This window comes from Oryzisolibacter sp. LB2S (genome assembly GCF_040732315.1).
Taxonomy (GTDB): Bacteria; Pseudomonadota; Gammaproteobacteria; order Burkholderiales; family Burkholderiaceae_C; genus Alicycliphilus; species Alicycliphilus soli.
Genome location: NZ_CP160388.1, coordinates 1,141,734 through 1,161,711 on the forward strand (window position 1 = coordinate 1,141,734; position 19,978 = coordinate 1,161,711).

Annotated in this window: 19 protein-coding genes; 6 read left to right on the forward strand and 13 right to left on the reverse strand. The window is 67.2% G+C overall.

Going from position 1 to position 19,978, the window contains the following annotated elements:
• Positions 1-3: 3 nt before the first annotated feature.
• Together purN and ABUE11_RS05425 are read left to right on the forward strand one after the other, a co-directional pair.
• Positions 4-582: a phosphoribosylglycinamide formyltransferase gene (gene purN, locus ABUE11_RS05420; protein WP_367068029.1), complete on the forward strand. Its 579-nt coding sequence runs from the start codon at positions 4-6 to the stop codon at positions 580-582.
• 99 nt (positions 583-681) lie between these two features.
• Complete coding sequence (locus ABUE11_RS05425; protein ID WP_367068030.1) at positions 682-1,953, forward strand: RsmB/NOP family class I SAM-dependent RNA methyltransferase; 1,272 nt, start codon at positions 682-684, stop codon at positions 1,951-1,953.
• A 155-nt stretch (positions 1,954-2,108) separates the two neighbouring features.
• On the opposite strand, the gene rpmG is transcribed toward ABUE11_RS05425, so the two are convergent.
• From rpmG to trxB, 3 genes are all read right to left on the reverse strand, one after another.
• Complete coding sequence (rpmG, locus tag ABUE11_RS05430; protein WP_013518066.1) at positions 2,109-2,279, reverse strand: 50S ribosomal protein L33; 171 nt, start codon at positions 2,277-2,279, stop codon at positions 2,109-2,111.
• Between the two features lie 20 nt (positions 2,280-2,299).
• Entirely contained in the window at positions 2,300-2,533 is a 234-nt protein-coding gene (gene rpmB / locus ABUE11_RS05435) for a 50S ribosomal protein L28 (RefSeq protein WP_003058229.1), read from the reverse strand.
• Between the two features lie 143 nt (positions 2,534-2,676).
• The gene (gene trxB, locus ABUE11_RS05440; protein ID WP_367068032.1) at positions 2,677-3,630 is read right to left on the reverse strand and encodes a thioredoxin-disulfide reductase; all 954 of its coding nucleotides are present in this window, start codon (positions 3,628-3,630) and stop codon (positions 2,677-2,679) included.
• 192 nt (positions 3,631-3,822) lie between these two features.
• Here trxB and ABUE11_RS05445 point away from each other — a divergent pair, with 192 nt between their 5' ends.
• Together ABUE11_RS05445 and lolA are read left to right on the forward strand one after the other, a co-directional pair.
• On the forward strand, positions 3,823-6,162 hold the full coding sequence (locus tag ABUE11_RS05445; protein ID WP_367068033.1) for a DNA translocase FtsK 4TM domain-containing protein: 2,340 nt from the start codon (positions 3,823-3,825) through the stop codon (positions 6,160-6,162).
• Between the two features lie 11 nt (positions 6,163-6,173).
• Complete coding sequence (gene lolA, locus ABUE11_RS05450) at positions 6,174-6,806, forward strand: outer membrane lipoprotein chaperone LolA (protein WP_367068034.1); 633 nt, start codon at positions 6,174-6,176, stop codon at positions 6,804-6,806.
• Here the strand turns inward: lolA and ABUE11_RS05455 are convergent.
• From ABUE11_RS05455 to ABUE11_RS05500, 10 genes are all read right to left on the reverse strand, one after another.
• Positions 6,796-8,745 (reverse strand): FAD-binding oxidoreductase, encoded by a 1,950-nt coding sequence (locus ABUE11_RS05455; protein ID WP_367068035.1) that lies wholly within the window; start codon positions 8,743-8,745, stop codon positions 6,796-6,798. The genes lolA and ABUE11_RS05455 overlap by 11 nt on opposite strands.
• A 12-nt stretch (positions 8,746-8,757) precedes the next feature.
• On the reverse strand, positions 8,758-10,221 hold the full coding sequence (locus ABUE11_RS05460) for a cbb3-type cytochrome c oxidase subunit I (protein WP_367068036.1): 1,464 nt from the start codon (positions 10,219-10,221) through the stop codon (positions 8,758-8,760).
• On the reverse strand, positions 10,218-10,721 hold the full coding sequence (locus tag ABUE11_RS05465; RefSeq protein WP_367068037.1) for a hypothetical protein: 504 nt from the start codon (positions 10,719-10,721) through the stop codon (positions 10,218-10,220). The genes ABUE11_RS05460 and ABUE11_RS05465 overlap by 4 nt, the downstream gene beginning before the upstream one ends.
• Positions 10,718-12,316: a hydrogenase iron-sulfur subunit gene (locus ABUE11_RS05470; protein ID WP_367068038.1), complete on the reverse strand. Its 1,599-nt coding sequence runs from the start codon at positions 12,314-12,316 to the stop codon at positions 10,718-10,720. Before ABUE11_RS05470 ends, ABUE11_RS05465 begins: the two co-directional genes overlap by 4 nt.
• A gap of 19 nt (positions 12,317-12,335) precedes the next feature.
• Positions 12,336-13,208 (reverse strand): SCO family protein, encoded by an 873-nt coding sequence (locus ABUE11_RS05475; protein WP_367068039.1) that lies wholly within the window; start codon positions 13,206-13,208, stop codon positions 12,336-12,338.
• 15 nt (positions 13,209-13,223) lie between these two features.
• Entirely contained in the window at positions 13,224-14,123 is a 900-nt protein-coding gene (gene cyoE, locus ABUE11_RS05480) for a heme o synthase (RefSeq protein ID WP_367068040.1), read from the reverse strand.
• A 14-nt stretch (positions 14,124-14,137) separates the two neighbouring features.
• Entirely contained in the window at positions 14,138-15,832 is a 1,695-nt protein-coding gene (locus ABUE11_RS05485; RefSeq protein WP_367068041.1) for a cbb3-type cytochrome c oxidase subunit I, read from the reverse strand.
• A gap of 13 nt (positions 15,833-15,845) precedes the next feature.
• Complete coding sequence (locus ABUE11_RS05490) at positions 15,846-16,385, reverse strand: cytochrome C oxidase subunit II (protein ID WP_367068042.1); 540 nt, start codon at positions 16,383-16,385, stop codon at positions 15,846-15,848.
• Positions 16,386-16,397: 12 nt separating this feature from the next.
• On the reverse strand, positions 16,398-16,553 hold the full coding sequence (locus ABUE11_RS05495; protein WP_367068043.1) for a hypothetical protein: 156 nt from the start codon (positions 16,551-16,553) through the stop codon (positions 16,398-16,400).
• A gap of 235 nt (positions 16,554-16,788) precedes the next feature.
• Positions 16,789-17,433 carry a uracil-DNA glycosylase family protein gene (locus ABUE11_RS05500; protein ID WP_367068044.1) on the reverse strand — a complete coding sequence of 215 codons (645 nt, stop codon included), beginning with the start codon at positions 17,431-17,433 and terminating at the stop codon, positions 16,789-16,791.
• Positions 17,434-17,513: 80 nt separating this feature from the next.
• Between ABUE11_RS05500 and ABUE11_RS05505 the strand changes: the two genes are divergently transcribed.
• Positions 17,514-18,824, forward strand: a complete 1,311-nt coding sequence (locus ABUE11_RS05505) for a replication-associated recombination protein A (protein WP_367068045.1) — start codon at positions 17,514-17,516, stop codon at positions 18,822-18,824.
• A gap of 214 nt (positions 18,825-19,038) precedes the next feature.
• Entirely contained in the window at positions 19,039-19,968 is a 930-nt protein-coding gene (locus ABUE11_RS05510; protein ID WP_367068046.1) for a branched-chain amino acid ABC transporter permease, read from the forward strand.
• Positions 19,969-19,978 lie beyond the last annotated feature (10 nt).

The following is a 19,978-nucleotide window of genomic DNA, read 5'->3' on the forward strand; positions in this document are numbered from 1 at the left end:
CACATGAAAAACATCGTGATTCTGATCTCTGGCGGTGGCTCCAACATGGCCGCCATCATTCGTACGGCCCAGCAGCAGGACTGGGCGGGGCGCCACGGCATCCGCGTGGCCGCGGTGCTGAGCAACAAGGCAGATGCCAAGGGCCTGGCCCTGGCGCGCGAGCAGGGCATTGCCACCGAGGTGCTGGACCACAAGGCCTACCCCTCGCGCGAGGCCTTCGACGCCGCCCTGGCCCAGGCCATCGACGCCCATGACCCGGCGCTGGTGGTGCTGGCGGGCTTCATGCGCATCCTCACGCCGGGCTTTGTGGCGCATTTCGCAGGCCGGCTGGTGAACATCCATCCCTCGCTGCTGCCGGCCTTCACCGGGCTGCACACGCACCAGAGGGCCATCGACGCGGGCTGCAGGTTTGCCGGGGCCACCGTGCACGAGGTGACGGCCGAGCTCGACGTCGGCCCCATCCTCGACCAGGCCGTGGTGCCGGTGCTTCCGGACGACACGGCCGACACGCTGGCCGCGCGCGTGCTCACGCAGGAGCATGTGATCTACCCGCGTGCGGTGCTCGCGCATCTGCTACGTTAACCATAGCTTGCCGCGCTTGTCCAGCAAGGGCTGGAGGCTGTTTTTGCCATTTATCCGGGGTGCGGCGCGGCCGGGCGGCAAGATGGGACAATCACGCCCATGCATCCCAAAGCCCTTCTGGACGCCTGCGCCGAGCTGGTGCGTCTGACCCTGAACTTCGAACACCCGGCCGACGCCGTGGTGTCGCGCTATTTCCGTGACCATCGCAACCTGGGCCCGCGCGAGCGCGCCACGCTGGCCGAGACGGCCTACGCCGTGCTGCGCAAAAAGCCCTTGTTCGAGCAGCTCGCGCGCTCGGGCTCGGGCCCGAAGGAGCGGCGCCTGGCCATCCTGGGCTTTTTCGGCCCGCGCGATTTTCTGAAGAGCGCCCTCACGCCACAAGAGAAGGACTGGGTGGACGCCTGCGACGCCGTGCGCGAGGAGGACTTGCTCGAACCCCAGCGCCACAATCTGCCCCAATGGCTGGCCGAGCCGCTCAAGGCCCAGCTGGGCGACGAATTCTGGGCCCTGGCGCGCAGCCTGCAGGAGCAGGCGCCGCTGGACCTGCGCGTCAACACTCTGCAGGCAAAACGCGACCAGATCCAGAAGGAACTTGCGCAGGCAGCTATTCAATCCGTAGCAACGCCGTATTCGCCCTGGGGCCTGCGTGTGGCGGGAAAGCCCGCGCTCAATCGGCTCGATGCCTTCACGCGCGGCGCGCTCGAGGTGCAGGACGAGGGCTCGCAGCTGCTCGCGCTGCTGCTGGACGCCAAGCGCGGCGAGATGGTGGTCGATTTTTGCGCCGGCGCGGGCGGCAAGACGCTGGCCATCGGCGCGCAGATGCGCAACACCGGGCGGCTCTATGCGTTCGACGTGTCGGGCCACCGGCTCGATGCGCTCAAACCCCGCCTGGCGCGCTCGGGCCTGTCCAACGTGCACCCGGCGGCCCTGGCGCATGAGAGGGACGAGCGCGTCAAGCGCCTGGCCGGCAAGATAGACCGCGTGCTGGTCGATGCGCCCTGCAGCGGCCTGGGTACGCTCAGGCGCAACCCCGACCTCAAATGGCGCCAGAGCCCACAGGCGGTGCAGGAACTCACGGCCAAGCAGGCCGCCATCCTGGCCAGCGCCGCGCGCCTGGTCAAACCCGGCGGGCGCCTGGTCTATGCCACCTGCAGCGTGCTGCCCGAGGAGAACGAGGCCATTGCAAAGGCCTTTGGTGCGGCCCATGCCGACTTCGTGCCGCTGAGCGCGGGCGAGCTGCTGGCGCAGCTCAAGGTGGAGCAGGCCGCCGGCCTGTGCAGCGGCGGCGAGGACGGCCAGCGCTACCTGCGCCTGTGGCCGCATCGGCACGAGACCGACGGCTTCTTTGCCGCCGTGTGGCAGAGAAAGTAGGGTGATGCGGCCCTGAAGGCCACAGGGCTGTTGCCACCGTCTGTTGCCACCGTCATCCCCGCGAAGGCGGGGATCCTCAGAGGAGGCGACGCAAGCCCATGAAAAAACCGCCAGAGCCTGCGCCGTGGCGGTTTTTTCGTGGGAGCGGTGCCGAATTACTTCAGCTTGGCTTCCTTGTACTCGACGTGCTTGCGAGCCTTGGGATCGAACTTGATGATGCTCATCTTCTCGGGCATCGTCTTCTTGTTCTTGGTGGTGGTGTAGAAGTGACCGGTTTCAGCCGTGGAAACCAGCTTGATCTTTTCGCGTCCGCCTTTTGCAGCCATGGTGGTTCTCCTTCAGTGAATCAGGCCTGGCCACGGGCACGCATGTCTGCGAGCACGGAGTCGATGCCGTTCTTGTCGATCAGACGCAGGGCGGCGCTGGAGACACGCAGGCGCACCCAGCGGTTTTCGCTTTCCACCCAGAAACGACGGTACTGCAGGTTGGGCAGGAAACGACGCTTGGTCTTGTTGTTGGCGTGGGAAACGTTGTTTCCCACCATGGGCTTCTTGCCCGTAACTTCACATACGCGTGCCATGAGGACACTCCGGTAGTTGCACGGCTGCCGGCCCTTGCGGCTGGCAGCCTCACCTCGCCAGTTGAATCGGGTGGCGGTAACCCGGCGTCTTTCGGGCGGGCCCGAATTCAGCAAAGCCGCGCATTATAGCGCGACATGAAAATTCAGCCCTGCTGCTCCAGATAGCGCTGGGCATCGAGCGCGGCCATGCAGCCCGTGCCGGCGCTGGTGATGGCCTGGCGGTAGACATGGTCCTGCACGTCGCCTGCGGCAAACACGCCGGGCACGCTGGTCTGGGTGGCAAAGCCCTTGAGGCCGCCCTGGGTGACGATGTAGCCGCCCTCCATCTCCAGCTGGCCCTGGAAGATGTCGGTATTGGGCGCATGGCCGATGGCGATGAAGCAGCCCTGCAGCGCGATGTCCTCGGTGTGGCCGTCCTCGGTGCTCTTGATGCGGATGCCGGTCACGCCGCTGGCGTCGCCCAGCACCTCGTCGAGGGTGAAGAAGGTCTTGAGGACGATCTTGCCCTCGGCCACGCGCTCCATGAGCTTGTCCACCAGGATGGGCTCGGCGCGGAACTTGTCGCGGCGGTGCACCAGGGTCACCTTGGCGGCGATGTTGGCCAGGTACAGGGCCTCCTCCACGGCGGTGTTGCCGCCGCCGATCACGCACACCTCCTGGTCGCGGTAGAAGAAGCCGTCACAGGTGGCGCAGGCCGAGACGCCGCGGCCCATGAAGGCCTCCTCGGAGGGCAGGCCCAGGTACTTGGCAGAGGCGCCCGTGGCGATGATGAGCGAGTCGCAGGTGTACTGGCCGCTGTCGCCCGTGAGGGTGAACGGGCGCTTGGACAGATCCACCTGGTTGATGTGGTCGAAGATGATCTGCGTCTTGAAGCGCTCGGCATGCTCGAGAAAGCGCTGCATCAGCTCCGGTCCCTGCACGCCGGCCACGTCGGCAGGCCAGTTGTCCACCTCGGTGGTGGTGGTCAGTTGCCCGCCCTGGGCCATGCCGGTGATGAGCACGGGGTTCAGGTTGGCGCGCGCGGCGTAGATGGCGGCGGTGTAGCCCGCGGGGCCGGAGCCGAGGATGAGTACTTTGGCGTGTTGGGCAGTGGTCATGGCGATGTGTTGATGTTTGTCGTGTGTAACAACGCGTTGTGGCGTCATGGGCTGTCAGCGCGGCCATTGTATGAATCCACGAATAACGTCGGGCGGCTACGTGCATGGCGGCTGCAGCCCCCTGGCAAGGGACTGGCAGTCCCCCTCATGGGGTAAGCTTCACGGCTGTTTTCCCAACCGGTTCGCGATCTCTTGACCTATTCACTGAATACATTGAATGCCTCGGCGGCGGGCAAATCCGGGCCGCGTTCGGCAGCGGCGCGCCTGGGTCACGAAATCGGCCTCATTCTGGGCCTGCTGGCCCTGGTTTTCTGGTTGCTCGCCATGGTGAGCTATTCGCCGCAGGATGCGGCCTGGTCCACCTCCGGCGCCGGTGGCGGGCGGCCGCTGGCCAACTGGGTGGGGCGCCTTGGCGCCTGGCTGGCCGATGGCAGCTACTTCATGTTCGGCCTGTCCGTCTGGTGGTGCGTGGCCGCGGGCATACGTGCCTGGCTGTCGTCGCTGGCGCGCTGGATGCGCGGGGGTGATGCCGGCGCTTCCAGGTTTGGCGCCTGGGGCAGGTTGGCCCTGTTCTGGGGCGGGCTGGTGCTGCTGATGCTGGCGAGCACGGCGCTCGAATGGTCACGTCTGTATCGCTTGGAAGGGCTGTTGCCGGGCCATGCCGGCGGCATGTTGGGCTATGTGACGGGGCCGGCGGCCGTGAAATGGCTGGGCTTTACGGGCTCGGGCCTGGCCGGCGTGATTCTGGTGGTGCTGGGTCTGGCGCTGGTGTTCCGCTTCTCCTGGGGGCAGCTGGCCGAACGCCTGGGTGCGCGCATCGACGCGCTGGTGCAGACCGGCCGCGCGCAGCGCGAGAAGGCCAAGGATGTGGCCGTGGGCAAGCGCGCCGCGCGCGAGCGCGAGGAGGTGGTGCAGGAGGAGCGCCACGAGATCGCGGCGCACCACCCGCAGCCGGTGCAGATCGTCGAGCCCGTGCTCGTCGACCCACCCCAGAGCACGCGCGTGGTCAAGGAGCGGCAAAAGCCCTTGTTCAGCGACATGCCCGACAGCCCGCTGCCGCAGGTGGATCTGCTCGACCCGGCCCAGGCGCGCCAGGAAACGGTGTCGCCCGAGACGCTGGAGATGACGAGCCGCCTGATCGAGAAAAAGCTCAAGGACTTCGGCGTGGAGGTCACGGTGGTGGCGGCCAGCCCCGGCCCGGTGATCACGCGCTACGAGATCGAGCCGGCCACGGGCGTCAAGGGCTCGCAGATCGTGAACCTGGCCAAGGACCTGGCGCGCTCGCTGTCTCTCGTGTCCATCCGCGTGATCGAGACCATTCCGGGCAAGAACTACATGGCGCTGGAGCTGCCCAACGCCAAGCGCCAGATGATCCGCCTGTCGGAGATTCTGGGCTCGCAGGTCTATCACGACGCCAAGAGCCTCTTGACCATGGGCCTGGGCAAGGACATCGTGGGCGCGCCCGTGGTGGCCGACCTGGCCAAGATGCCCCATGTGCTCGTCGCCGGCACCACGGGCTCGGGCAAGTCCGTGGGCATCAACGCGATGATTCTGTCGCTGCTCTACAAGGCCGAGGCGCGCGACGTGCGCCTGATGATGATCGACCCGAAGATGCTGGAAATGTCGGTCTACGAGGGCATTCCGCATCTGTTGTGCCCCGTGGTCACCGACATGAAGCAGGCCGCCCATGGCCTGAACTGGTGCGTGGGCGAGATGGAGCGGCGCTACAAGCTCATGAGCAAGCTCGGCGTGCGCAACCTGGCCGGCTACAACGCCAAGATAGACGACGCCAAGGCGCGCGAGGAGTCCATCCCCAACCCCTTCAGCCTGACGCCCGAGGCGCCCGAGCCGCTCGAGCGCCTGCCGCACATCGTGGTCGTCATCGACGAGCTGGCCGACCTGATGATGGTCGTGGGCAAGAAGATCGAGGAACTGATCGCGCGCCTGGCGCAGAAGGCGCGCGCCGCGGGCATCCACCTGATCCTGGCCACGCAGCGCCCGAGCGTCGACGTGATCACAGGCCTGATCAAGGCCAACATCCCCACGCGCATCGCGTTCTCGGTGGGCAGCAAGATCGACAGCCGCACCATCCTCGACCAGATGGGGGCCGAGGCCCTGTTGGGCATGGGCGACATGCTTTACATGGCCAGCGGCACGGGCATGCCGATTCGCGTGCATGGCGCCTTCGTCTCCGACGACGAGGTGCACCGCGTCGTGAGCTACCTCAAGGAACAAGGCGAGCCCGATTACATCGAAGGTGTACTCGAGGGCGGCTCTGCGGACGGTGAGGACAGCGGCTTTGGCTTCGGCGACAGCGAGGGCGGCGACGGCGAGAAGGACCCGATGTACGACCAGGCCGTGGAGGTGGTGCTCAAGGACCGCAAGGCCAGCATCTCCTACGTGCAGCGCAAGCTGCGCATTGGCTACAACCGGTCGGCGCGGCTGCTCGAGGACATGGAGAAGGCCGGCCTGGTCAGCGCCCTGACGGCCAGCGGCCAGCGCGAGGTGCTGGTGCCCGCGCGCGCGGAGTAGGAGAGCAGTGCATGAAACGATCGATTACTGCAATATTGATAGCTGTCAGCGCCCAGTGGGTAAGCGCTGACGGCCTGAAAAGCCTTGAAAACTTCATGAGATCGGCCCACAGTGGCCGGGCCGATTTCACCCAGACCGTGACGGCCCCCCCGAAGGACGGTCAGGCGCAGCGCCCCAAGGTGTCGAGCGGCAGCTTCGAGTTCCAGCGCCCCGGGCGCTTCAAGTTCGTCTACACCAAGCCGTTTGCGCAGACCATCGTCGCCGATGGCAAGACCCTGTGGCTTTATGACGTGGACCTGAACCAGGTGACCGAGCGCGCCCAGGCCCAGGCGCTGGGCAGCACGCCCGCGGCGCTGCTGGCGTCGGCCCCCGACCTGGCGGCGCTGCGCGCCGACTACCAGCTCGAATCCGCCCCCGATCAGGATGGCCTGCAGTGGGTGCTGGCGACACCAAAGGCCCAGGGCGGCCAGCTCAAGAGCGTGCGCGTGGGCCTGGAGGGCGATCGGCTGGCCGCGCTCGACATTCTGGACAGCTTTGGCCAGCGTTCGCTCATCCGCTTCACGGGCATGCAGCTCAACCCGCAGCTGCCCGCGGGCAGCTTTCAGTTCAAGCCGCCCGCGGGGGCGGATGTGCTCAGGCAGTAGCGGCGCCGCTGCCCGCCGAGGGCGCCGCCTGGGCCGCGGGTGCGGCCATGACGAAGGCGTCGGAGAAGCAGAAGCTCTCGTCCAGGCCATGGGCGATGAAGGCGGGCACGGCGGTCTCCACCATGCGCACCGACCCGCAGAGGTAGACCTCGTTGCCGCTCAGGCTGGGGAAGTCGGCCAGCATGGCCTCGTGCACCAGGCCCGTGCGGCCGCTCCAGCCATCCTCGGGCAGAGGCTCGGACACCACGGGCACCACGGTGAAGTTGGGGTGCTCGCTCTGCCATGCCTCGCACTGCGCCAGCATGTACAGGTCCTGCGGGCGGCGCACGCCCCAGTACAGCCGCATGGGCCGTTGCACGCCGCGCGCGAACGCGTCCTCGACGATGCTCTTGATGGGCGCAAAGCCCGTCGCGCCGGCGATGAACAGAATCGGGTGCGGGCTCTCGCGCAGCGTGAACTGGCCGAGCGGCCCCTCGAAGCGCACATGCTCGCCGGGCTTCATCTGCTCGAACACATGGGTGGTCCAGCGCCCACCGGGCACCAGGCGCACATGCAGCTCGATCAGGTTGCTCGCGCCCGGCCGGTTGGCGAAGGAGAACGCGCGGCGCTGTCCGTCCTCGAGCAGGATGTTGATGTACTGGCCCGCCGCGTACTGCAGCACCTGGCCCGCGGGCAACTGCAGCTCCACACGCATCACGTCGGGGCTCAGGCGTTCGAGCTGCGCCACCGTGGCGTGAAAGACCTCGCGCGTCTGCGCCGCGGCCCCGGTGAATCCGGCGACGTCGATGGCCATGTCCTCCTGCGGCACGGCGCAGCACATCAGGGCCTTGCCACGCTCCCTGTCGGCATCGGACAGGGCCGTCTTCTGGTAGGGGCGATGCCGGTACTGGCCCTGCTCGATGGAGCAGACGCACAGGCCACAGGCGCCATTGCGGCACTCGTAGGCCAGGGCCAGGTTCTGGCGCAGGCCGGCGTCGAGAATGGTCTCGTCCTGGCGCACGGTGATGGTGCTCAGCGCCCCCTGTTCGCCGTGGATCTGCACGCGATGCACGCGCTTTTCGCCGCGCCGGAACTGTGGCGGCCACCAGGGCAGCAGGGCGATCACCACGGTCACGCCGATCACCAGCGCCCACACGCGGCCCAGCGGCCATTCGGTGAGCAGCGGAAAGATGGCCATGTAGAACCAGTCCAGCTCGATCTGCGTGGCGGCGCGGGCCAGGTCGGTCTGCCCGCCCTGGCTGTGCACCGGCGCCACCAGCGACAGCACGACCAAGGTGGCCAGCAGCCCCCAGACGATGGGGCCGGGTGGCGCGGTGCGAGCCTTGGGCACGCGCTGCACATGGATCCACATCAGCATCAGCAGCACCAGCGGCACCCCCAGATGCATGAAGGACAACAGCGTGAAGAAGCGCGCGCCCACATGGTCGGAGTACAGGAAGTTGCGCATCAGGCTGCCGTTGAAGATGGGCAACCAGTCGAGCCATTCGAAGCTGGTCACCGTGATGAACTGCGCCAGCTGATCCCAGGGCAGCATGTAGCCGTTGATGCCTGCGGCGTAGACCATCCAGATCAGCATCACGCCGGTGATCCACGAGAACCAGCGAAAGCCGTGGAACAGGTTGAAGGCAAAGTAGCGCAGCATGTGCAGCACCATGGTCAGCACCATGGCGTCCGATGCGTAGCGGTGCACGCTGCGCATGATGCCGCCGAGCCACCATTGCCGGGTGGTGAGCGTGACCACCGAGGCATAGGCCTCGTCCACCCCGGTCTCGAAGAACACATACAGGTACAGGCCGCTCGCACCCACGACCCAGAACAGGAAGAAGGTGATGGCGCCGAGGTGATAGAAGGGGTTGATGCGGTCGCCGAAGGCCGCGTTGAACAGCCCCTCCACACGCAGGAAAAGCCACTGCAACAGGTCCTGTAGCTTCTTGATCATGGCTTGCCTCCCTCAGGTGGACCTGGTGCCGGACGGGCGCATGGCGCGCAGCACAACGACGATGAACAGCAGCCCACCAATGATGGCGATGAGACCGCCCAGGCCCATCAGCCCCATGCCCGCGACCTCGGCCGTGCTGCGCAGCACCTGGTCGCTGCCGGCCACCTTGCGCTGCACGCCGTAGCCGCCGGACCAGACCAGGCCGATGATGTGCATGAGCTGGCCCAGGCCATAGGCCCATGGCTGCCATGCGGCCAGGCGATCCTGGGGCGCCTGGTAACCGAGCGCCGGCAGGATGCGGTAGACCACGCCCATGAGCGCCAGCGTCACGCCGACGATGGCGCCGTGGTAATGCGCCGGAATGCGCACGTTGCTGCCGTGGATGAAGATGCCTATCAGGCCGCCCGCGCCAAACAGCAGCACCGAGGACAGCAGCGCCGCGCGCAGCGGGCGCAGGCGCGCGTCGTCAGGGCGCTGCGCCAGCACGCCGAGCACGGCGGCCAGGGCCACGGGCACGATGGCCGGGCCGCCGCCCAGGCGCATGGCCCAGGTCAGCAGGTCGCGGTGCTCGACCGATGTCACCTCGTGCGCCAGATAGGCCACGGGCGTGACGAAGACGCCCGCCAGCCCCACCAGCAGCAGCAGCAGGGTGACGCGCGGGCTGAGCAATATGCGCGCCCCGCAGGCGCTGGCCAGCCACAGCCAGGCCACCAGCATGAGCAGTGTCCAGGTGAACTGCAGCGCGTGGCCTCCACCCCAGAACAGCACCTCGTAATAGGCCTTGCCGTGCAGGCTCGTGGGCAGCACGGCCCAGGACCAGGCAAAGCACAGCAGGGCCACGGCGCCTGCCACGGCCGCGGCCGTCAGACCGAAGCTCAGCACCCCGGGCCCGCGCAGCGGCAGGCCCAGGACGGGGGCGGCCCTGAGGCTGCGCAGCACCAGCAGCCCTGCGCCCAGGCCGAACACCGAGAGGCCCGTGAGAAACAGGCCCGATTCGAGCACTGGGACGTAGTTGGCCATGATGGGCTCGCCCGGGTCTGCGAACGGCGCCAGCGCCATGGCCAGCGTGCCGCCTCCCGTGAGCCACCATGCAAGCCAGCCCAGACCGGTGGCGCGGGCGCTGCCATGCAGGCTCCACAGCAGCCCGGCCATGGCGACGAACCACACCAGCACCGACAGATCCACATGCAGCACCAGGGCGATGTGAAAGAAGTTGGCCGTGGGCAGCCACTGATTGACATAGGGCGTGCGAGAGGCGACGAGCAGCACCGAGAACAGGCCCGAGGCGATCAGGGCCGCCAGCCCGAGCCAGAGCCAACCGCGTGCCAGCGCCAGGCGGGCGTCGCCCGGCAGGCTGAGCTGGTAGCTCGTGGCCGCGCCGGTTACGGGACTGGTGGAGGGGCTGGTGGCGGGGCCATCACCAGTCGCCGCATGCTCGGGAGAGCCATTGGGAAACAGGGGAATGTGGATGCTCATTGCAGAACAATGCCTCCCTTGTCGGGGCTGTAGTCGATCACCAGCACCTGGGCCGGCTGCAGCGTGATGGTTTCCTTGAGCTCAGATGTGTAGCCCTCGGCCTTCTGGTCGTCCTTGAAGCGCACCGCGATCTGATGCTGCCCCGCCGGCACGTTCATGCGCTGGTACAAGGTGGATGCACCGTCGCGCGACAGGCCCGACGGCGGGGAGGTGCGTGCGAGCACGGTCTTGCCGTCGATGTCCACCTCGATGGAGACGGGCGAGCGCTCGCGCTCGCATTTCTCTGCCTTGCGCATGTTGGGCGGCAGCTTGGCCTGCTCCTCGGGCGTGTACGGGCGGCAGGGCGCCAGGCGCGCGCCGTGGTGGGCAAAGCTGACCTTGATCTGCGCCATGCCTTCGGGAACCGGGTGGTACACGGGCCAGCGCGAGAACACGCCCAGCGCCACGGCAAAGCCGCCGTACAGAACTGCCTGGCCTAGCCAGTTGAGGGCTGGGTTCATGGGGGGCTCTCCTCGTAAGCAGGGTGCGCGCCGGCGGGGCAGCTCTGGCGCAGCGCCTGCACTGCGGCCGCCAGCCGGCGCTCATCGCCGGCGTCGGTCCAGGCCACCTGCCAGCGGCCCTGCGGGACCGAGCGGCGCAGGTGGGGCTCGCGCGCGCCCGTCAGGCGCTCGGCCGTCCAGCGCTGGCCCAGGCGAAACTCGCATCCGCCCTCGCGGCAGCCGTGGATGAGCACGCCATCGGCGCCATGGCGCAAGGCGTACTCGATGAACGCAGGCGGCAGCGCCCCGGCGCAGGCGAGCGGCAGGTGCAGTACGTCGCTCGCCTGCACCGCCATGCGCGCGCCCTGGGCACAGCCGAAGACCACCAGGCGCTGCGGCCCCGGCATGGCCTGCAAACCCTGCACGAGCCGCGTGCGCAGCGCGTGCACGGGCCACTGCGGCATGTCAATGCCCGTGACCAGTTGCTCGGTGCTGCGAAATGGCGTGGACGAAGGGCAGGCACCCGCGCAGATGCCGCAGCTGGCGCACAGGTCGGCGTTCACCTCGGCCAGGCGCATGCCGGGCTTGCCGTTGGTGTGCGCCACCATGGTGATGGCGGCGTAGGGACAGTCGTCAAAGCAGCGCGCGCAGCCGCTGCAATGCTGTGGATAGACCAAAGCCACGGGCTCCCGGGCCGGGGCCGGCCACAGCGGCGGCGCGACCAGCAGGACAAAGGCCAGCAGCACCAGGCCCCAGGCGAAGGCCGGCGAGGTCGCGTCCATGACCGGGTGGATGAAGAGCAGCCACCAGTCGAGCGCCAGCGCCGTGGGCTGGCTGCGCAGGTCCGCAGGCCCCTGACTGAGCACGGGAAGGGCCCAGGACAGCGCCAGCAGCATGCACAGGACGGCCCACGCCAGCGGGCGCGGTGGAAACACCTTGGCCAGATTGATGCGCTGTATGTGGAACCACAGTCCGAACACCATGAGCAGCGGCATGCCGATGTGGATGAAGATGAACAGCGTGAAGAGCCGGTCGCTCAGGCTCACGTCGCCCAGAAAATTGCGTGCCAGGGGGGCGCCCAGAAAGGGCAGGGCATCAAGCCACTCGGCCGTGGCCACGACCGAGTACTGGCCCAGGCGATCCCAGTTGAGCCAGAAGCCGCCTATCGCGCTCACGAAGGCCAGCCCGACCAGGGGCACGCCCGTCCACCAGATGGCCCGGCGCCAATGTCGGTAGCGCCCGAGCAGCCATTCGCGCAGGATGTGCACGGCCATGACGAGCACGAAGGCATCCGCGCCATAGCGGTGCAGCCCGCGCAGCATGGTGCCCAGCATCCAGGGCACATCGGCCAGCGAGTCGATGGACCCATAGGCCCCAGCGGCCGAGGTGTCGAGCACGATGTACAGCACGCTGCCGCTGGCCACCAGCAGCCACAGCAGCATGAAGCCGAGCGCGCCCAGGTGCTTGAGCGGGTTGGCGCGCGCGCCCAGGGCGGTGTCCAGCCCATGCTCGAGCCGGCGATAGGCGCGGGCGAGCCGGGGCAGGGGCAGGGGCGCTGGGGCTGGCTCCGGCGGCGCGAGACCGCCCAGGGGCAGGGTGGATGCGGGCGACGGCATGGCTCTGGTGCGTTGCCTCTCAGGCGTTGCGCACTCCCTGGTTGCGAGCCAATTTCCGGCTGGAGCGCCATTCGTTGATGAAGAACACCAGCATCACGATGAAGAACGTGATGCCGCCGGCAATCTGCAGGGGCAGCGTGTAGTCCACCTTGTAGGCACCGGTCTTTGGGTCGTACACGGTGCAGAGGATACGCACCCTGTCCAGGAGCTGATCCATGAGTGTGTTGTTTTCGACGGGTTGGCCCGCGAGCAGCATCTTCAGCGGCTCGCCGAGCTCGGCGGGCACCAGGCCCTCGCCGTAGACCTGGCGCACGATGCGCCCGCGCGCGTCGAGTATCGATACCTGCAGCACATGATCGAACCCCGCCGGGGAGGGCTGGAACACGAAGCCGAAATCCCGCGCCAGTGCCGGCACGATGGCCGCCGGCGGGCTGAGGAATTCCCAGTTGGGCTGGCGTATGCCGAACTGCGTGGCAAAGGCCTTGAGCGCCTGCGGCGAGTCGGCGGGCTGGTTGAAACCTATGCTGACCACGTTGAATTGCTGCGGTCCCACGCTCTTCTGCAGGCCTTCGACCGTCTCCTGCAGCGAGCGCGTGGTGGTCGGACAGACCTGAAAGCACCCGGTGTAGATGAAGCTCACCAGCAGTGGCTTGCCGCGGAAGGATGCGAGCGACACGGGCCGGCCCTCGCGGTCGAGCAGCACATGCTCGCCTATGGTGCGGCCCACGGCCTCCTGGCTGGCACGCAGGGCGGCCTCACGGTCGAGCCCCAGGTCCGCCGTGGCCGGGGATGCGGCCATGGCTGGCGGCGCCACCATCGCCACCATGGCCAGCCCCCAGGCGACTGCGCTGGCGGCGGCCAGTCGGCAGAAGGGGCGCGGGGCGCGGGTCATGGTGCATGCTCCACGTCAGCGCAGCAGCGCGTCCATGCTGGCGGCCAGCAGCAGCAGGCTGAGCTGCACCAGCGAGGCAAAGAACGAGCCCATGGCCGTGCTGCGCTCAGGCCTGCGCGCCAGTTGCCAGGACTTGCGCACGAAGTGCAGGCCGCCGAGCAGCGCACCCACGCCATAGAGCGGCCCGGCGCCAAAGGCCAGCGGCGCCAGCGACGCGAGGAACAGGGCCAGGGTGCTCAGGAAGACGATGCGCGCCGCGCGCTCGGTGCCCACGACCACGGGCAGCATGGGCACGCCAGCCTGGGCGTAGTCGGCCCTGTTGGCAATTGCCAGGCTCCAGAAATGCGGCGGTGTCCAGAGAAACAGCACCAGCGCCAACAGCCAGGGCAGGGGGCCCAGGGACGGGTCCACGGCGGCAGCGCCGGCGAGCACGGCAAAGCTGCCGGCCAGGCCGCCGATGACGATGTTCATGGCCGTGCGGCGCTTGAGCCACAGCGTGTAGACCACACCATAGAAGAACGCCCCGAGGAACACATGCAAGGCCGCCACGGCATTGAGCACCCACCAGGCCGCGGCCACGGCCACGGCCAGCAGCACGGCCATCATCACCAGCCAGGCCGGATGGTGCGGCAGGGCGCCGGTGACGAAGGCGCGCCGGCTGGTGCGCTTCATCAGGCGGTCGGTCTCATGCTCCACATACTGGTTGAACGCGCCTGCGGCGGCAGACGCGACCAGCACCGACAGCGCCAGCACCAGCGCCTGCGCGACGCTGGGCGCGGGCCCCGGCGTCACGGCCATGCCGACAAGGGCGGTGATCATGATCAGCACGCCGATGCGCAGCTTGAACAGCGAGATCACGTCGCGTGCCACCTGCGCCGCACTGCGCCCGGCGGGTTTGAGCATGGTGGTGTGCATGGCCGTGCTCCGCTTCAGCTCAGGCCCCACAGTTGGCCAAGGTACTTCCAGTTCACGAAGTAGTACAGCACGAAGGTCACGAGGAAGAACATGGCCAGCACAAAGGTGCCGGGCGCCACGAATCCGGCGGAACCATAGGTCTGCGCGGCAGCGGTGGGCGCGGCACGCGACAGGCGCGTGAAACTCGCACTGGTGGCGCCGGCGTCCAGGCGCTTGCCCCAGAGCAGCGAACCCACGGTCACATAGATGTAGATCGCGCCGCCTGCGATGGCGGCCACGCCGCCGACGCCGACCATGCCCATCATCAGATAGGCTGCCCCGGGCCATTCGTAGGCCAGGGCATTGCCGCTGAAGGCCATGTCCCAGTGCCTGCGCGAGACGCCCAGCGTGCCCGCACCCATCATCACGAGGCAGAAGAAATACATCGAGAAGCCGAACAGGTAGGGCTGCAGCCGCGCCAGGCCGGGCGCGATCATCTCGCGCCGGAACAGCGACGGGATCAGGAAGTAGGTCAGCGCCATGAAGGTCAGCGTCGTCCCCACGACCACGGTGGCGTGGAAGTGCCCGGGCACGTAGATGGTGTTGTGGATCAGCAGGTTGAGCTGCTCCGTGCCCATCATCACGCCCGTGGTGCCGCCGAGGAAGCCAAAGCCCACGAGCGCGATGAACACACCCGAGAACGTGGGATTGCCCCAGGGCGCCTTGCGCAGCCATTCGAACAGCCCCTTGTTGTAGCCACGGGCGCGCTGCGCGACCTCCATGGCGCCGGGGATGGACAGGGCGTGGATCATGGAGCCGAGCACGGCGAAATACATGAAGTAGCTGGTGTTGACCACCTTCCATTCGGTGCTGACGCCGGGATCGGCCAGGATGTGGTGTGCGCTGGCCAGCTGCAGGAACAGGATGTACAGCAGGAAGGCGCCACGGCTGACGCGCTCGGACATGGGCTTGGCGCCAAACGCGATGGCGGCCACGGCATACCAGATGGAGATATGTGCCGCGACGTTGATCTGCTGCGACGAGTGGCCGAAGGCCCACCAGACCACGCGGTAGATCAGCGGGTCCACGCTTTCGAGCAGCCCCACGGACACGAAGAAGGTCGGCACCAGGATGCCTGCACCCGACAGGATCGTGAACACGGCGATGATGGCCGCCGTCGTGGCGCCGAACGTGACCAGCGGCACCGAGCCCTCATAGGTCTTGTCGCGCCGGGCCACGGCCAGCGTGCCGAAGAACACCCCGCAGGCAATGAGCGCGCCGACGGCGAACAGGATCAGGCTCAGATAGAACGACCAATGCGCCATCATGGGCACGTAGGAGGTCATCATCACGCTCGATTCGCCCTGGAACACGCTGATGTTGTTCCACACCGCGCCGACGAGCATGAGCACAAAGCCCAGCCAGGCAAGTTTTGGCGTGGCAATGCGACAGCGCAACAGCGTGGACGAGGCGAAGTACAGGACGGCAACCTCGAAGAAGATGATCCAGAAAATCAGCATGTCGATGCCGTGGGCCGTGAGCACCATGTAGAAGGTGTCTGCGGGCAGCCAGTGCACGGCGGGCCAGCGCGTCAGCACCACGCCAATGGCCAGCAGCCCGCCCACGAGCAGGGCGACCACGGCCATGAAGGCGTTGGCGATCATGAGCTTCTCGGCATGTGCCTCGAACTGCAGGCCCGTGCGCGGGCAGGTACGGTAAGTCGTAGTCATGTCGCACCTCCGCTCACTTCACGTAGATGCGGCCCACCATCTCGTGGTGACCAATGCCGCAGTACTCGTTGCACACGACGGAAAATGTGCCGGACTCGTTGGGTGTGACCTTGATCACATGCTCGTAGCCCGGCACGACCTGGATATTGATGTTGGTCGGCTGCAGCGAGAAGCCATGGTTGTAGTCCATGGAGGTCAGGTGCAGCTTGTAGGTCTTGCCCTTCTCCAGCTCGATGATGGGCCACCAGTTCCACAGTCGGCCGATCAGGTAGACATCCGCGCCCTCGGGCGGCGCCACCACGGGAATGTTCTGCTCGGTCTCGGTGCGCACCGTCCACTTGTCGACGGCGGCCTGGGCCAGCGCGGAGAACTTCTCGGGCGTGGTCTTGTAGGTCTCGGTGGCCAGGTTCTGTTTGCCGTAGATGTGCCAGCCGACCATCATGGCGAACATGACCATGCACCAGACGAAGGAGATGAAGATCCACAGACCTTCGACGCGGTCCAGCGGGTGCTTCCACCAGAGCCGCTCTGCGGGGGGGAGTATCGCGCTCATGGGGTGCTCCTCTCACTTGGACAGCGGGATCAGGAGAATGTCGATGATGCCCCAGAGGTTGTAGAGAACCATGGGAATCATCACCCCCAGAAACAGCAGCAGGAACGGGCTGTCCAGCAAGCGCTGTATGAGCGGAACTTCTTCGTTCTCGTCGTCACGGTGGCTCATAGTCGTCTCCTTGTCGGGCCTTGTGGCGGCCTTAAATCTTGACTATCGCGCTGGGATGTGAATTGAACTATGTCAATTTTCCGTTTTGGGGTCGGCCTGGGGAAAACCCTGGATTGACCTGCGGTGTGGGGCGGCGGTGATGAAAAAATGCTTGTCTGACGCGTACTTGCGATATGGCCGCCGTTGGGGTCGAGCTGCCGCGGAGGCGTGCAATCCAAACTTGTATTGATTTACCTCAATGATCGTCGCTGCTAGGTGCTGTCGATGCGAGCACCTGGGCCACGCGACTGCGCAGCAGCGGCAGCAGTTCTGCCTCGAACCACGGGTTGTGACTGAGCCAGCCGTTGTTGCGCGGACTGGGGTGGGGCAGGGCGATGACGTGGGGCCAGTGGCGCTGCCAATCCCGCACGGCGCGCGTGAGCGCACGCGGACCGTCGGGCATGTGCCAGGCCAGCGCGTACTGGCCGATGACCAGGGTCAGCTCGATGCGCGGCAGGCGCGCGAGCAGCGGCGCGCGCCAGGCGGGCGCGCATTCGGGGCGCGGCGGCAGGTCGCCGGACGGGCCCTTGCCCGGATAGCAAAAGCCCATGGGCAGGATGGCGAACAGATCGGGGTCGTAGAACTGCGCGGGCGTCACGCCCAGCCAGTCGCGCAGGCGTGCCCCACTGGCGTCGTTGAAGGGAATGCCGCTGTCGTGCACCTTGCGCCCCGGTGCCTGGCTGGCCAGAAGAATGCGTGCGCCGCCTGCGGCCTGCAGCACCGGGCGTGGCCCGAGCGGCAGGTGGGCGGCGCAGATGCGGCATGCGCGCACCCGCGTGAGCAGCTGCTCCAGGGGCTGGCTGCTGGGTACGCGTGGGTGAGGCGATGGCGGGCGGGGCATGGTGCCATCATAGAAATCCACGGTCTGCCTGGTGCGCGCATGGGATGGGCGGCGGGCGCAGGCGCTACGATCGCGGCTCGATGACGACAAGCCCTTCCTCCCACCAGCCGCTGGCCGAGCGGCTGCGCCCGCGCCAGCTCTCCGAGGTGATTGGCCAGCAGCACATCCTCGGGCCCGGCAAGCCGCTGCGCCTGGCGTTCGAGTCCGGGCGACCCCATTCGTGCATCTTCTGGGGGCCACCCGGTGTGGGCAAGACGACGATAGCGCGCCTGATGGCGCAGGCGTTCGATGCGCAGTTCATCGCCATCAGCGCCGTGCTCGGAGGCGTCAAGGACATCCGCGATGCCGTGGTCCAGGCCGAGAGCGCGCGCGACGGGCTCATGGGGCAGCGCACCATCGTCTTCGTCGACGAGGTGCACCGCTTCAACAAGAGCCAGCAGGATGCGTTTCTGCCGCATGTGGAAAGCGGGCTGTTCACCTTCGTGGGTGCGACCACCGAAAACCCCTCGTTCGAGGTCAATTCGGCCCTGCTGTCGCGCGCCACGGTCTATGTGCTGCAACCCCTGTCCGGTGACGAGTTGAAGCAAATTGTGGCCAAGGCCCAATCCCTGCAAGCGCTTCCAGCTATTGAAAATGAAGCGTTGGAGCGCCTGATCGCCTACGCCGACGGCGACGCCCGGCGCCTGCTCAACACGCTGGAGACGCTGGCCATCACGGCCGCGCAGGCCCAGGTGCAGAGCATCACCGATGCCTGGCTGCTCCAGGTCCTGGGCCAGCAGATGCGCCGCTACGACAAGGGGGGCGAGCAGTTCTACGACACCATCAGCGCGCTGCACAAGTCGGTGCGTGGCAGCGACCCGGACGCGGCGCTGTACTGGCTGGTGCGCATGCTCGACGGCGGGGCCGACCCGCGCTACATGGCGCGGCGCATCATCCGCATGGCCTGGGAGGACATAGGCTTGGCCGACCCGCGCGCCATGCAGATCGCCAATGAGGCAGCGCAGACCTACGAGCGCCTGGGCAGCCCCGAGGGCGAGCTGGCCCTGGCCCAGGCCGTGATCTACCTTGCCGTGGCGCCCAAGAGCAATGCGGGCTACATGGCCTACAACAAGGCGCGCGCCTTCGTGAAGCAGGATGGAACACGCCCCGTGCCCATGCATCTGCGCAACGCGCCGACCCGGCTCATGAAGGAGCTCGACTACGGCAAGGGCTACCGCTACGCCCATGACGAGGAGGATGGCTTTGCCGCCGGCGAGAGTTACCTGCCCGAGGACATGGAGCCGCCGGGCTTCTACGCGCCGGTGCCGCGGGGGCTGGAGATCAAGATTGGCCAGAAGCTCGAAGAGCTGCGCGCGCGCAACGCCGCGGCGACCGACCCGGGGCGGCAATAGCGAGGGACGGCGGGTTGGGGGGCGATACAAGGGAAAACCCGCCCCTTGCCAGCTCGGGATCGCTCCACTCCCGTGACAAAATTTCCACCACGAACCCGCGCAGGCTTTGGACTCGCGGGTTTTTTGGTAATGACGGCAGAAGGCAGGCGGGCCCACAAGGCCGTAGCCATCGTGCACGCCTGCTGACGATCCGGTCGACACGAAGGACTCTTTTATGGACATCTTGCTGCAGCAGATCATCAACGGTCTGGTTCTCGGCAGCATGTACGCCTTGATAGCCCTGGGCTACACCATGGTGTACGGCATCATCCAGCTCATCAACTTTGCCCACGGGGAAGTGCTCATGGTCGGCGCGCTGACCAGCTGGAGCTGCATCGGCCTGATGCAGGGCGCCATGCCGAACGCGCCCGGCTGGCTGATTCTGCTGCTGGCCACGCTGATTGCGTGCGTGGTGGCGGCAACGCTCAACTTCACGATCGAGAAGGTGGCCTACAAGCGCCTGCGCAACAGCCCGCGCCTGGCGCCCCTGATCACGGCCATCGGCATGTCCATCCTGCTGCAGACGCTGGCCATGATCATCTGGAAGCCCAACTACAAGCCGTACCCCACGCTGCTGCCCTCGGTGCCGATTCAGGTGGGCGGGGCGGTGATCACGGTGACCCAGGTGCTGATCCTGGCCGTGACGGTGCTGGCGCTGGCCTCCATGGTGTACCTCGTGGGCTATACGCGCCTGGGCCGCGCCATGCGCGCCACGGCCGAGAACCCGCGCGTGGCTGCGCTCATGGGCGTCAAGCCCGACATGGTGATCTCCGCCACCTTCATCATCGGCGCGGTGCTGGCGGCGATTGCCGGCATCATGTGGGCCGCCAACTATGGCACGGCCCAGCACACCATGGGCTTTCTGCCGGGGCTCAAGGCCTTCACGGCGGCGGTGTTCGGCGGCATCGGCAACCTGGCGGGTGCCGTGGTCGGGGGCATCCTGCTGGGTCTGATCGAGGCCATCGGCTCGGGCTACATCGGCACGCTCACGGGGGGCGTGCTGGGCAGCCACTACACCGACATCTTCGCCTTCATCGTGCTCATCATCGTGCTCACGCTGCGTCCCTCGGGCCTGCTGGGCGAGCGCGTGGCCGATCGCGCGTAAGGGAGGCTCA